Source organism: Streptomyces sp. NPDC051662 (assembly GCF_040681655.1).
Taxonomy (GTDB): Bacteria; Actinomycetota; Actinomycetes; order Streptomycetales; family Streptomycetaceae; genus Streptomyces.
Genome location: NZ_JBFAZD010000017.1, coordinates 179,572 through 192,387 on the forward strand (window position 1 = coordinate 179,572; position 12,816 = coordinate 192,387).

Genomic DNA, 12,816 nt, shown 5'->3' on the forward strand with positions numbered 1-12,816 from the left:
ATGCCGCCGGTCGCGGCCTATTCGCGGCCAGGCCGGGCGGGTCATTCGCGCAGGTCAGCGCCGGAAAACACGAAGGCCCCCGGACAGATCCAGGGGCTTCATGATGGCGCAGGTCGTCAGTCGTCGTCACCGTCAAGGAGACTCTCGATCCGGCGGTTGGCGACGTGTTGGCGGCCGTCGAGGCACTTCGCGTACCGGGACAGCAGCACCTCGATACTGTTGCCCGCTCGTTGTGCTACCTCTGTGGGATCGACGCCCGCGTTGAGCCAGGTGGACAGGGCTGCGTGTCTCAGGTCGTAGGGGCGTTTGGCTAGCGGCGACTCAACCTGTTCCGGGGTAAGCGCGAGTCGCCGGGCTTCGTCCCAGACGCGCCAATAGGCCGTTGAGCCGAGTACACCGCCCCGCTCGTTGCGGAAGACCCGTCCATCCTTCGCCGTTCCGAACTCGGCCAGGTGCGCATGCAGGATGGCGACCAGGCCCGGGGGGATCGGGACGCGTCGGGTTTCTTCGACAGCCCGATTCTTGAGGCCCCGATGGTCGTGCACCTCACGCGTGTCGGTCCACCGTGTTCCGGCGGCCGGCCGGGTCTTGCGGAGGGTCAGGAGCCCCCAGCCCTCATCCGGCAACGTGCAGTCCGCACGGCGGAGCCCGACCGCTTCCGCCGGCCGCAGCCCGCCGTAGTAGATGGTGGCAAAGAAGGCCACCTGACGCCGCCCACGGGCCCGTTTGTAGCCGCCGACGTAGGAGATCACTGTCAGGAGTTCCCGCGCCTGCCGGGGATTGACGACGACTCCGGGGTCTACGGTCTCGGCAACCTTGGGCGGGGTCCACTGAACGGCCGCCAACGGGTTCTCAGCGAACTCCCCCAACTCGATCGCGTACTTGACAGCATTGGTCAGAACGCGCCTCTTTCGCCGTGTCGTCTCGGCGCCGGCAGGTGTCCCGTCGAGCTTCCGCTTGAGCCGGTCGAGGACTCGCCGGGCCGTCGTCGCGTCCTTGAGGGCAGCCAAGGGCATCGACGCCTTTCCGATCCAGTGGAGAGCGTTGGCGACATCCTTCGGCGGTTCCGGCTCATCATCTGCCCGGACCACAAAGGCCCAGTTCCGCAGGGCAGCCCGCAGCGCCCTGTCTTCCGGGCGATCCGGCCTGTCGTCGCACAGAACCAGGGTCACTTCCGTCAGCGTCTCGTTGATGCTGTCGCGACTGTTCGGCGCCGCGTCCGGCCACTTCATGGCGAGGTAGGACGAGGCGAAGGCGAACCAGGACAAGGGCGGCGGTGCCTCCACCTTCTCCACAAGCGAGTCCGGCAACCCGGCTTCCGTGTCGAAGGGCTCACCGGACTTGGCCGCCGCAACGAGCTTGGACCGCCAGCCGTCCGCAAGCCCCTTTGTCCGGAAGGTCTCCGAGAAGGGCTCGCCCGAGACTAACCACCGCACCTCATACGAAGTCTTCTTGGTCGGGCGCTTGCGAATCTCCCAGATTCGCACGTCGAAGGACTTCACGCGGCACGCTCCAACGTGATCAGCCAGGCCCGGAAGTCACTACGCCAGATCCTCAGCTCCCCGTTGGGCAGCTTGAAGGCGGCCGGAGCCTGACCCATCTCGCGCCACCGGTAGAACGTGCGCCTGGAGACCCCTCCCAGCTCCGCAAGCACCTGCGGGACCGTCATCAGCTCGTCAGTTCCGGCAGCCACGCGGCATCCCCCTCCTGTTCGCGGAGTTCAGCGCGGACCTGTCGGGCGGTTTCACGGCCGGCTTGGATGTCGCGATGGATGTTGGCGGCGAGCCAGGATTCGCCGGGGGTGTGGCCGTGCCCGGCGTAGGCCCAGTGGGCGACCGTGAGCGTGGTGGAGTCGGGGTGGTCGTCGGGGTCGGGCAGGCCGAGCGAGGCGCGTTGCTGTGCTGCGCGGTAGTCGGCACGGACCTGTCGCAGCGCACCCAGGGTGGTGGAGTAGCGGCGGGACTTGGTGGAGAAGTGGCCCCGGAAGCCGAGCATGTGAGCCCAGGCCCACAGCCGCCGGTCCGGGTAGGCGTCGTCCAGGTCTTTGCAGGCCCGGATGAGGCGGCGGGTGTGGTCGGGCAGATCGGGCAGCTTGTCGAGTTCGGCCATCTCCCCGATGCGCCGGTCAACGGTCCCGGTCGTCTCAGCGGCCTTGGTGGCGTACTTGGCGACGTAGGACGCAACGGCCTGTTCGGTGAGGTCTTCGCCGTTGCCGAACGCGCCGATGGGCTGGACGTCGAGCTGCGTGCCCCAGCGCAGAGCCCTGGCCGGATGCTCACCGGAAGCGGGCAAGGCGACTTCGGCACGGGCGGCGGCGGCGCGCAGTGCGTCGGTGAGCAGATCGTTGGTGGCCCAGGCCGGGGGTGGGGAGTCGGGCCCGTCAGGTCCGTCGAAGCGGATCACGGCATGGAAGTGGATGGCCCCGCGCTTCTGGTACTCGGCAACCTTGCCGTACGAAACCCGCAGACACTCACGTAGTTCACGCTGTGTAATGCCGACGCGGGCGGCCAGCTCACGCGGGAGATAGATGGTCACGTAGCGCCACAGGTTCCCGGCGTGGTTGTTCCACAGGACCGAGCCCGCATAGTCGTACGTGGCCGGGTCGAGGGCGGTGCCGAGTTCGGGCGCGTCGTCGGCGTGGACGGTGCCGCAGCGGCAGGGGCGGGTGCCGGGGCGGTTGTGGACGGGGCCGAAGGACGGGGCGGTGAGGGTGGCGAAGACGCGGGGGTGTTCGCGCACGGTGTGCGGGGTGCCCTTGTTCGGGTCGCCGGTCAGTCCGGCGCGGATCAGGTGGTAGGTGTCTCCGGCGTAGGTCCAGGCGCAGGAAGGGCAGCGGGAGGCCCGCCGGTTGCCGCACGCGACCCGCAGTCGTCCACCGGGCTCAGCGTCGGTCGTGTAGGCGTGGAAGACCGTGCCGGTGGCGGGGTCGAGGGTCTTGGTCGAGCCGGTCAGGTGGATCGGGTCGGAGCATCCTCCGGTTCGGCGGATCTGGTCCTGCCAGCGGTCGAAGCCGTCCGACCCGGCCACCCTCAGGAGATCCCCGAGGGTGGTCGGGTCCAGGCCCGCCGCGAGGGCGGTGTCAGTCACTCGCCCTCCTGCGTGGCGGGGTGCGCGTCGATCCACGCTTCGGCACAGACCTTGTGGACGGGCTTGCCCCGATCGGAACGCAGCGGGGTGGGTGTGCCGCAGCACACGCACGGCTTGTCGCCGGAGTGGTCGAAGTGGTCGGCGGAGCGCCAGTCGAGGAAGGCCATGGCGGTCACCGGCCGACGCGGACGAGGGCGGCGGCGGGGATGTGGCCGCTGCCGTTGCAGGGGTGGCAGGTGGCGGTCAGGGTCTGGCGCCGACCGTCCGGGGTGCGCTGGCCGGTGGTGATGGCGACGAGCGGGAAACCGTCGCAGTCCGGGCAGATACGCGTCCGGGCAGGGGTGTGCTGGGGCATGATGGGATCTCCCTTTCGGGGTCTGCGGATCACGGATGGGTGATGGCGCCCGGGGCGGCGGAAGTTTGGCGACCGAGGCCGCCCCGGGGGCCGGTTACTTGCTGCGCCGGTTGCGGCGCCAGGTGGGCACGGGCGGGATCGCGTCGTACGCGTCCTTGCCCTGGTCAAAAGCGGTGCGGTCGGAGTCCGAGACAGCGTCGGTGCCGAGCTTGCGTGTGATGGCCCGAACCGTCTTGCGGTCGCCGTGGCGCTTGGCGATGGCGTACTCACGGCCAAGTTCGACCATGGCCGGATCGGCGGGCGTGGACTCTTCCTGCTTGCGGCTGAACAGGTTCATGACGGGATTTCCCTTCGGCGGGGTCGTGACGGGGACGGACGTCATTTGCTGCGGGGCTTGGAGCGCTTGAGCGTGAGGCCCACGCCCCCGGTGGCCGAGAGAACGGCGACTGCCCCGGCGGCGGCGATGTGGAGGGTCACGGCGATCATCACGATGACCAGGACGAGACCGCCCGTGATCGTGAGGGTGAGCAAGATGGGCCCGGTGTAGGAGCGGGGCGCGGCCTGGACGATAACGATGCGGGCCGGGTCGGTGCCGGGCGGGAGCTGTCCCAGGAGGTCAGCGGGGATGTGTCCGGCGTTGAGCTGGTCTTCGGGGTAGCGCACGACGGGTCACCTCGTTCCGGGGGCGCAGCGGTGGGTGGTGGCGGCGAGTTCGGCGGCGGACCGGTCGCGGTAGTCGGCGGAGAAGCCGCAGCCGGGGGCCGTGCAGGCGGCGGTGTGCTTCGTGCGGCCCTGCCCGTCGTTGCGGGTGCCGACCTGGACGGGACCGATACGGATCACGTCGTGGAAGCGGTTCGGACGCATGGAAGGTCAACCTCCTTTCGGATCAGGTGAGTTGGGCGGCGATCGCGTCGGCCAGCAGCGGCGGGACACCGAGCCGGACGCGCAGGGTGCCGGGGTCGATCCGGTCGCCGGTCGCTGCGTGGTGGGTGTCGGCGAGCTTGCGCGCGTGGTCGAGCAGAGCCGGAGGCACAGTCACCGCCGGGACCGCCGGAACCGGGGCGCGCTCCGGCACCGGGGCGGGTGGCAACTCCGGAACGGGCTCGGGGGTACGTTCCACGGTGATCTCTGGCCCCGGCGCCGGTTCCGGTTCGATGGCCGGAGCGGGGGCCGTGTCCTCGGCAGGGGTGACCAGGTGGTGCACTTGTCGCATCAGCGCGCCGAAGGCCAGCAGCGCGGCGAACGGAGGCACACCGGCCACGACGTAGTGCAGGATGGGCGCGTCCGGGCCGACTCCGGCGACGTTGAGGCCGATCGAGCCGAGGGATCCGGCGACCGTGAGGCCGATGGCCCACCAGTCGGTCACGCCCCGCAGCGCGGCGCGGAACATCAGTACCTCACCGGCCACGATGAACAGGTCGAGGGTCGCGGGCCAGGCCCACGTCCGGGCGGGAGAGGCGGCGAGTCCGTTGGTCTTGGCCACGTCCGCCAGGTGTGCGTAGGACAGCCAGAACGCCACGGCGGTCAGAGCGAGGATCACGACTCCGGCCGTGAGAATCGCTGTGCGTTCGGCCTCCTGCTTCGTCATCAGAAGATCCCTTTCTTGTCGTGTGGGAAGCCGGGGCCGGGCGGGGAGAGCGGCGGTCCGCCCGGCGTCCGGGGCAGTGGTCAGGCGGACGCGGCGGTGCCGGTGCCGAAGCAGTCGAGGCAGAAGCCGTCCTGGTGGCCGACGGTGCGGCGCTTGCGGCCGACGCGGACCGTCGAGGAGACGGTGCCGGTGCCCCCGCATGTCCCGCAGTCGGCCGGCGCCGGGGCCGGGGTCTTGGTGGTGCGGCGGATGGTGGTCCTCTTGGCAGCCATGGCGGTCACTCGTCCTCATCCGGCTCGATCGTCTGCCCGTACCAGGGGCAATCACGTTCGTCGTGATCGATGCCGGTCTCTTGGCCGTCGAGATCTCCGCAGTGCTCGCAGAACATTGGTGTCCTTCCGTTTCAGGCATGGGCGGGGTAGGGACCTGGCGTGAAGCGGTCACGCCGACCGGGTTGAGCCGGGGGTGCTACTCGGTCACCGGGAACGGTTTGACCTGCGGGGATGCGTCGGCCGAGGCCGGGGCCTGTGCGGGGTCGGGCAGGGCCGGGCGGAACGGGGCCAGAGCCGGAATGTCCGGGGTCAGGTGCGCGTACTGCCGACACACGGCAACGGCATCCTCCGGGCTGGTTTCCGGGGTGCGGATGCGGGACCAGCCGCCCGAGGAGTCACCGGCCACCGCCACACCGGGCCTGTCCGGCGCGATCAGCGTCACCGCCGACACCGCATCCGGAGCGATGTCCCCCAGGCCCATTTCGGCGGTCTGCTTGTCGTTCACCCGGTGCACCACACGCCCGGTGAGCTGGGCACGAAGCATCGTGGCGCCCTTGCCCAATTCGGAGCCGAAGCGCTGCCCGCAGACCTCCAGGTAGATACCGATCGCGCGGGACATCTGCGCGAGACGGATCAAGCCCGTCACGAGCCGTTCGCGGCGCTCCTCATCCTTCTTCGATGCGATCAGGAAGAGTTCCGAGACCTCGTCGACCAGGACCACGAGCGGGACCGGGCGCACCTTGCCGGGCAGGCCCCACAGGTCCGAGACGCCATGCTCGCTGAGCAGATCGAAGCGGGATTCCATCTCCCTGATCAGCACGTCAACCAGCGTGGCGGCGTCGTCCGGCGTCGTCGCCAGCGCGGAGAGCCGGGGCGCGTACCCGTTCTGCTCAACACCCCGCTTGCAGTCGATTCCCGCCAGCGCGACCGGAAGCCGGGCAAGGCCCTTGACCAAGTTGCGCTGGTACATCGACTTCCCCGACTGATTCGCGCCCAGCGTCAGGGCATGGGGAACCTTGCGGTAGTCACGGACGAACACCGAGCCGTCCTCGCGCACCGCGACCGGTACCACCATCGGGCCGGACGGGACCCGGCGAGGCATCCGCACCCGCCGCAGCACGTCGTAGCCCGTCATCCGCAGTTCCACGAACCCGGGCTTGGTCTCCACCACGTTCACGGAGTGGACGCCCCACGCGTGCCGCAGACGCTCGGAGGCGGCGGCCACGTCAGCGGGCTCCAGACCGGCCGGAAGCCGCAGCGTCACCCGCATCCCCGTCAGCGAGCCCCGCACCCGGCGCACCTTCGGCGGGACCGGCTGAACATCCGGGCGGCGGGCCACCGTGCGGACCATGAACGCCCGCAGACGGGACGGCTGAACCGTCAGCCCGCACACATCCATGGTCGAGCGGTACGAGGACGCGAACCGGACCCGGGCGACCGGCAGACCCACCAGCGACCAGTACACGCGAGGAGCGTGAACCTTCGCGTAGCCGAGACCACCAGCAGCCGCCACGGCCCCCGACACCTCTATCAGCGTGGACAGGTCCGACATGGGATCAGACACCCGCCGTGATCGCGACCGCACGGAAGCTGATCCCGTGCCGCGTCTGCCCGTTGAACGTGTTCTCCCAGTCCCGCGCCCGCAGGCCGACCACCGACACCGGCATACCCGGGGACAGATTCGCCGGGATACCGGTCTCCGGAACGGTCACCTGGTAGAGGTTCCCCTCCCCCTCATCCGAGATCAGCAGGCCCACCGTGGACAGCCCCGCGCCGGTCTCCCGGTCAACAGCCCGCTCCCCGGTCTGCTTGCTCACCAGCTTCGGCGTCGGCGCCGTCGCCACGAACACCACAGCGGTCGAAACATCGATCTTGAAGGACGGCATGGGTAACTCCCTTGTCCAGCGGAAGAGTTGAGCCTTTCCGCTCGCGAACAGCTTGCATATCCAAGCTGTGCCATCACTGTAGGGGCGTCAACTTGGATATGCAAGTGGGCAGTTGAAAAAAGGAGGACCCGAAGGCCCTCCTTGGTGTGCTCCGTGCGCCGAGACGTCAGGGCACGTCGATCACGTACCGAAACGCGTGCCGGTCGCAAGGGATGCGCGAATCGAGCACTTCGACCGTCTGACCTGCGGCGGTGTGTGCAGTGCGGAAGACGCGGGCCAGGGGCACGCCGGGCGGGATGTTCAGCGCCTCGATCTCGTCCGGACTCGGCATGCGGATCTCAAGATCCTCAACAAATTGGGTGATCCGCTGCCCCACGGGCCCTTCGGGGTCTTCGATGAGTCGACTCACGCCACCGCGAATCCGGCGCGGTTCTTCGACCTCGGTGCCGCCGAACAGTTCGGCCGGGTAGTACCCGTCAACCAGTTGCATAGGGTCGTCGTTCACGAAGTACGCGCGCCGGCGGACGATGACTGTGGTGCCGTCGTCAACGCCGAGCAGTGATGCGACCTCCGCAGGGGCCGGTAGTCGTTCGACCCCCAGGATTCGCTGTTCGGGACGCAGGCCCTGTGCCGCTGCTTCGGCGTTGAAGTTGCTGACACCGGTCTCGCGGCGCTTCCGGAAGTTCGCTCCCGTGGTGAGCATCTGGACGTTCGGGCGGGGGCGCACGAAGACGCCTCTACCTTGTTCGCTGATCAGGAGGCCGTCCGCCTTGAGTAGCGCCAGTGCCTTTCGCACAGTCACTCGCGTCGTGCCGTACTGATCTTTGAGTTCATTCTCCGACCGCAGCTTCTCGCCGGGAACCAGCTCTCCTGACAAGATCAACGTGCGTAGGTCGTCGGCAATCCTCCTGTACGTAGGAAGATCTCTTTCGGGCATCTCGGGTCACCTCGACTTGGCTATGCAAGCCAGCTTACGCGGCCCCAGCGACAGCGTCACTCTGTGAAGGCCCACCCGCTCCACTGGTCAACGTGGATCGCGACGATCGGCCCTGCGGGGGGCTGATCCCGGTACTGCTCGTACTTGTCTCGCAACAGCTCAACCGCCTCGGTCCGGTCATGACCGCCTTCCCAGATCTCCGCACGTCCATCGGCCCGAACCCACCAGAGTTCTGACCAGTCAGCGGCGTAGTGGTCGACCAGTACGGACACTTGGGGGTTCTCGCGGATGTTCCGCAGTCGGCGAAGGTTCCACGTGCTCTTGGGCTTGTGGTCGATCGCGAAGAACAGGACGTCGTGACTGATCGCGAAGGTGATCGGGACGGCATGAGGGGCGCCATCAGAGCCCGCAGTCGCCAGCCGTGCCACCGGCGACGAGGCAAAACGCCCCCGACTGTCATCAGAAGCAAGCTTCATGGGATCACCGTACCCACAAGAGCAGCAAGTAGCGCAGAAGCTTCGTGGGGATGATCACGTGCTCAGCCAGGTTCGGCGGTTTCGCGCGACGGCATAGACGGATTCGATCCCCGCCGGGTGAAGAACAACACTTTGCTGCCGGAAGGACGAGAGTTCTCGATGCTTAATCGCACGCACATCATGCAGCGATGGGGCAATGTCGAGCCTGGCTGGCGATACGAACACCAGTATGGGAGTTACTGAGACAGGGAACCCACATGCCCTTGTCAGTGCCGTCGATGCCTTATGGCCCTCAAGCCGACTTTTCCGCACGTAGGGGCGACCCGGACCGCCATTGACCTTCACTACGTCGTCCCCCACCCAAACCCGGGCATCGGAAAAGTTCTTAGTGTTCAAGCAGAAGACACCACCGGGTCCAATCAGTAAGTGATCTAGGTCCGCTCCACTCGGCAGGGGGATGGAGTGCAGGACCATCCAACCCCGGGCTTTGAGTCGATTAAGCTCAGCGCCAACGGTCTCCTCCCCGCTGAGTCCCTTTCGCCACGAGGTGCTCTCGTCCTTCTGGCCCCGCAAGCGCATCAGCAGTCGGGTGAACCAAGTTGGAGAGTCCTCCAGGCGCAGGAGTAACTGTGCCCCCGGTTTGTTCAGCGCGAGGTCGTCATCTGGGGCCGGAAAGGGAGAATTCGCCGTTGGTCGTAATTCAGTGGGCGTGAGAGATGCGGGAGTGGCTAGATAAGGCGCCAGCGCATCCAGAACCTGATCCCGGTATGCTGCGTCGAGTATTTCGATGTGCCCGGACTTGCGGTCGAACCAGGCGACGTTGTCACCGCCAATGACACGTACGTAGAGCCGATCATGCCCGTACCGCATCCACGGCTGGACCTCCAGGTTGCCCATTCCTGACCTCCATTGACGACGTCGTATCCTCGCGATGGGATCAGCTTCCGCGCCGAGCGACAAGATGGCGTCAGGTTCCGTACAGCCACGAACGGGTCGATAGGCCAGGGCTGTTACAGGTTTCTCTACCTCATCAAGCCCCACCCTTCGGGCGGGGAGAGGGGAGGGGGAAGCCTTCGGGAGCTCCCGCGTGAGGGGGCCGCTACTTCCGGAACCTGTCGGGCATGGTGGCGTCCCTCTCGGGAGATGCAGGCCCAGGACCACGAAGGAGTCGGGACGGCGAGCACGAGGGCCCCAGCGTGTGCGGGGAAGCCTCCGGCCGGGCGGGTGTCTTCGGCGGGGGCCTTCCCTGGTGCGGGCTCGGTGTCTCTTGCCCTTCGGGCATCCGGCGCGGTTGGGCAATCGGCATTCTGCCGCCGCTACGGATCACACCCCACCGGCCCGCCACGCGGGCCGGCGCGGGCTCGGGGGACTCGGGCGCCGCTCCTGCCTCCGGCCCGCTCCGCCCGGCCCCCCGGCCCCGCGCCACCAGTAGTCGCCGCAGGGTTATCCGTTTCACGCTTTGCCCCGCCCTCCACTCGCCGGACCGAGGACGACCACCGGCCCACACCAGGACCACAGCCAGGACACCCGCCCACCAGGCACCCCGACCACGGACCATCAGCAGACCGCCCACACCACGACACCCAGCCCCACCACCGACGACCAGCCCCAGAACCCACAAGGCGAAGGGGAGGCGAAGGGGGGAAGTGGAGAAGGGCGAGTGCGGGAAGCGGGCAGGCGGAATCGGCCGGCGGTTTACATGGCGGGCGCACTGCCGAACTCCGCATAAGTCGTTGCGGACGCATTCAAGGGCTGGCTACGGGAGGGGTGGGGGAGGCGTGGCCGAGCACTCCGGGCATGACCGCAGTCGAAGGTTGGCCGCCGTACCGCCGCCGTCACGGATGCTCCCGCGTGAGCGGACCGAACTCGAAGGTCGTGGCCGATCGGGAGCTAGCTGCTGCCGCGAAGTGGCCGAGCCCGTCATGGGCGCTCCGCTCACTGGCCCACCATCGTGGCGGACGGTATGGCAGCGGCAGAGGCATGGGTCCTGGCGGAGGCACAGGCAGTAGGCCCCGGCCTATTCGCGGCCAGGAGAGACGAGCTTGGGCCCGATTGAGGCTGCCACCTGCGATGCTGCGCCAACGGCGAACGCTCTCCGGAGCCGTGTGCGCAGGTTCGAATCCTGCCGGGGGCACTCCGGAACAGAGGCTCTGGCCAGCAGAAATGCCGGTCAGGGCCTTTCTTGTGTGCTGCTCCGGGTCCGAACCCCGTCGCGTCGGCCCGCCGTACGGCGACTGACCGTCGCCCGCTCCCCAGGATGCCGAGACGGGCGGTGTCGTTACGCGTTGGTGCCCGCGTCCACGGTCAGTGCCGCGCCCGTGATGTTGTGGCCGCCGGGGCCGGCGAGGAACGCGACGGTGGCCGCGATGTCGTCCGGGTCGAGGAAGCGGCCCAGCGCGGTCAGCTCCCTTTGGGCGGTGGCGCCGGAGCCGTCGGCGGGGTTCATGTCCGTGTCGGTCGAACCGGGGTGCACGACGTTGGCGGTGATGCCGCGCGGGCCGAGTTCGCGTGCCAGTCCTCTGGTGAAGCCGCTCAGCGCCGCCTTGCTCATGGCGTACAGCGCGATGCCGGGAAAGGGCGCGTGGTCGGCGAGGTTGCTGCCGATGCTGATGATGCGTCCGCCCCGCGGCAGGAACTCAACGGCGGCCTGCGAGGCGAGGAACACCGAGCGGACATGGATGGCCAGGGTGCTGTCGAGCTCCTCCGGAGTGACGTCCTCGATCGGCCCGTTGGTGAATATCCCCGCGTTGTTGACGAGGATGTCCAGCCGGCCGAACTCGGCGGCCGTCCGCCGCACCGCGTCCGCGGCGGCGTCGTCGTCCGCCGCGTCGGCCCGTATCGCCAGCGCGCGCCGGCCGATCTCCTTGATGTCGGCCACCACATCGGCGGCCTTCGCCTCTCCGGCGGTGCTGACGTATGTGAACGCCACATCCGCGCCCTCACGGGCCAGTCGTCGGGCGATTGCCGCCCCGATGCCCCTGCTGCCGCCCGTGATCAGCGCAGCCTTCCCCGTCAACTCGCTCATGCCATCCCCTGATTTCTGTGTCGATCGGCACAGAAAGGATCTCAAGGAGGCGCCCGGCGGGTCAAGGCATATATTGAACGAATGACACAGAAAGGCCGGGGAGAGGAGAGGTGGGGAAGGTGACCACGCGCGGACGCCCCAGAGGGTTCGACCGGGACACGGCTCTGGAACGGGCGATGAAGGTGTTCTGGGCCACTGGTTACGAGGCGACGTCCATGGCCGACCTCACCTCGGCCATGGGGATCGCCTCGCCCAGCCTGTACGCGGCGTTCGGCTCGAAGGAGGAGCTGTTCCGCGAGGCGGTGGCGCTGTACGGAGCCACCGCGGGCCAGGCCGTGGCACGTGCGCTCACCGAGGAGCCCACGGCACGCGCCGCCGTCAACGCCGTGCTCCGTGCGAACGCTTACGCGTACACCGGGGCGGATACGCCCGGCGGCTGCATGATCGTGCTGGCCGCAACGAACTGCTCCGAGTCCAACGCACCCGTCCGTGACCATCTCGCCCGGTTGCGGAAGGCCGGCATCGACAACCTGGCCGAACGGCTGGAACAGGGCGTGCGCGACGGGGAGCTGGCCCCGGGCACCGACACCTACGCCGTCGCCTCCTTCTATACCGCCGTACTCCAGGGCATGTCCGTCCAGGCCCGCGACGGCGCCTCGCGCGAGGACCTGGAGATGCTCGCGGAGCGCGCGATGTGGGCGTGGGAGGCCGTCACCGCGCCGCGGCGCTCGGACGCGCCCGCCCGCTGAAGACTCCCGGAGACTCCCGCGAGGGCATGAATTCCGGCGTTCCTCCGGGCACACCGCCGGGGCCGCCTTCCGGGTGAGGGGAGAACGTTTCGGCGGTAGCTGTCCGAGCTGTTCGAGCGGCGGACCGCTCGACGCGGAATCGGCTGGGCCATGCTGACGGAGGATTGGGCGACGTCATCGGCGACCTCCTCGGCAACTAGACAAGTAGGAGTAGCCCCGAAGCCCCGCCTGCCCGTACCCGCCTGACACCGGGTCGCGGGCGGCGGGCGTTTTTGCGGGTCAGGGGAGTGGCACTGATCTGCCACGGGAGTGCCACTCCATTGCCACCGCCACCGTCCAGCATGAAGTCATCGATCTGCTGGTCGCTCAGCCGGCTCGTCAGCAGCGAGCGGTCGATCTCGTCCTGCATATTGCTGCGCAGGTCCCAGGCCATCGCCTTGA

The 12,816-nt window shown here is 68.3% G+C and carries 18 protein-coding genes; 1 reads left to right on the top strand and 17 read right to left on the bottom strand.

The features are described from left to right. Positions 1–116: 116 nt before the first annotated feature. The 16 genes from AB0M67_RS27130 to AB0M67_RS27205 form a co-directional block, all read right to left on the bottom strand. Positions 117–1,502 carry a tyrosine-type recombinase/integrase gene (locus AB0M67_RS27130; RefSeq protein WP_365749537.1) on the bottom strand — a complete coding sequence of 462 codons (1,386 nt, stop codon included), beginning with the start codon at positions 1,500–1,502 and terminating at the stop codon, positions 117–119. Next, complete coding sequence (locus tag AB0M67_RS27135) at positions 1,499–1,669, bottom strand: helix-turn-helix domain-containing protein (RefSeq protein ID WP_365749582.1); 171 nt, start codon at positions 1,667–1,669, stop codon at positions 1,499–1,501. The genes AB0M67_RS27130 and AB0M67_RS27135 overlap by 4 nt, the downstream gene beginning before the upstream one ends. Beyond that, the gene (repSA, locus tag AB0M67_RS27140; RefSeq protein ID WP_365749539.1) at positions 1,669–3,087 is read right to left on the bottom strand and encodes a replication initiator protein RepSA; all 1,419 of its coding nucleotides are present in this window, start codon (positions 3,085–3,087) and stop codon (positions 1,669–1,671) included. The genes AB0M67_RS27135 and repSA overlap by 1 nt, the downstream gene beginning before the upstream one ends. Then, positions 3,084–3,263: a hypothetical protein gene (locus AB0M67_RS27145; protein ID WP_365749584.1), complete on the bottom strand. Its 180-nt coding sequence runs from the start codon at positions 3,261–3,263 to the stop codon at positions 3,084–3,086. Before AB0M67_RS27145 ends, repSA begins: the two co-directional genes overlap by 4 nt. Further along, the gene (locus tag AB0M67_RS27150; RefSeq protein ID WP_365749541.1) at positions 3,260–3,442 is read right to left on the bottom strand and encodes a hypothetical protein; all 183 of its coding nucleotides are present in this window, start codon (positions 3,440–3,442) and stop codon (positions 3,260–3,262) included. The genes AB0M67_RS27145 and AB0M67_RS27150 overlap by 4 nt, the downstream gene beginning before the upstream one ends. Positions 3,443–3,536: 94 nt before the next feature. Further along, positions 3,537–3,779 (bottom strand): hypothetical protein, encoded by a 243-nt coding sequence (locus tag AB0M67_RS27155; RefSeq protein WP_365749543.1) that lies wholly within the window; start codon positions 3,777–3,779, stop codon positions 3,537–3,539. A gap of 41 nt (positions 3,780–3,820) precedes the next feature. After that, positions 3,821–4,105: a hypothetical protein gene (locus tag AB0M67_RS27160; RefSeq protein WP_365749545.1), complete on the bottom strand. Its 285-nt coding sequence runs from the start codon at positions 4,103–4,105 to the stop codon at positions 3,821–3,823. Between the two features lie 6 nt (positions 4,106–4,111). Continuing rightward, positions 4,112–4,306, bottom strand: coding sequence for a mobile element transfer protein (locus AB0M67_RS27165; RefSeq protein WP_365749547.1), 195 nt, complete (start codon positions 4,304–4,306; stop codon positions 4,112–4,114). A gap of 22 nt (positions 4,307–4,328) precedes the next feature. After that, positions 4,329–5,030: a DUF2637 domain-containing protein gene (locus AB0M67_RS27170; protein WP_365749549.1), complete on the bottom strand. Its 702-nt coding sequence runs from the start codon at positions 5,028–5,030 to the stop codon at positions 4,329–4,331. An 80-nt stretch (positions 5,031–5,110) separates the two neighbouring features. Further along, complete coding sequence (locus tag AB0M67_RS27175) at positions 5,111–5,302, bottom strand: hypothetical protein (RefSeq protein ID WP_365749551.1); 192 nt, start codon at positions 5,300–5,302, stop codon at positions 5,111–5,113. A gap of 196 nt (positions 5,303–5,498) precedes the next feature. Continuing rightward, positions 5,499–6,854, bottom strand: coding sequence for an FtsK/SpoIIIE domain-containing protein (locus tag AB0M67_RS27180; RefSeq protein ID WP_365749553.1), 1,356 nt, complete (start codon positions 6,852–6,854; stop codon positions 5,499–5,501). A 4-nt stretch (positions 6,855–6,858) separates the two neighbouring features. Continuing rightward, positions 6,859–7,188, bottom strand: coding sequence for a hypothetical protein (locus AB0M67_RS27185; protein ID WP_365749555.1), 330 nt, complete (start codon positions 7,186–7,188; stop codon positions 6,859–6,861). A gap of 166 nt (positions 7,189–7,354) precedes the next feature. Then, complete coding sequence (locus AB0M67_RS27190) at positions 7,355–8,125, bottom strand: GntR family transcriptional regulator (RefSeq protein WP_365749557.1); 771 nt, start codon at positions 8,123–8,125, stop codon at positions 7,355–7,357. A 56-nt stretch (positions 8,126–8,181) separates the two neighbouring features. Next, positions 8,182–8,601: a TIGR03668 family PPOX class F420-dependent oxidoreductase gene (locus AB0M67_RS27195; protein ID WP_365749559.1), complete on the bottom strand. Its 420-nt coding sequence runs from the start codon at positions 8,599–8,601 to the stop codon at positions 8,182–8,184. A gap of 54 nt (positions 8,602–8,655) precedes the next feature. After that, entirely contained in the window at positions 8,656–9,498 is an 843-nt protein-coding gene (locus AB0M67_RS27200; RefSeq protein WP_365749561.1) for a nuclease-related domain-containing protein, read from the bottom strand. 1,381 nt (positions 9,499–10,879) lie between these two features. After that, positions 10,880–11,626 carry an SDR family oxidoreductase gene (locus AB0M67_RS27205; protein ID WP_365749563.1) on the bottom strand — a complete coding sequence of 249 codons (747 nt, stop codon included), beginning with the start codon at positions 11,624–11,626 and terminating at the stop codon, positions 10,880–10,882. A gap of 119 nt (positions 11,627–11,745) precedes the next feature. Here AB0M67_RS27205 and AB0M67_RS27210 point away from each other — a divergent pair, with 119 nt between their 5' ends. Then, a complete protein-coding gene (locus tag AB0M67_RS27210) occupies positions 11,746–12,375 on the top strand; it encodes a TetR/AcrR family transcriptional regulator (RefSeq protein WP_365749565.1) in 630 nt (209 codons plus the stop codon). A 196-nt stretch (positions 12,376–12,571) separates the two neighbouring features. Here the strand turns inward: AB0M67_RS27210 and AB0M67_RS27215 are convergent. Then, the coding region (locus tag AB0M67_RS27215; RefSeq protein ID WP_365749567.1) for a hypothetical protein at positions 12,572–12,816 on the bottom strand (245 nt) is incomplete at its 5' end.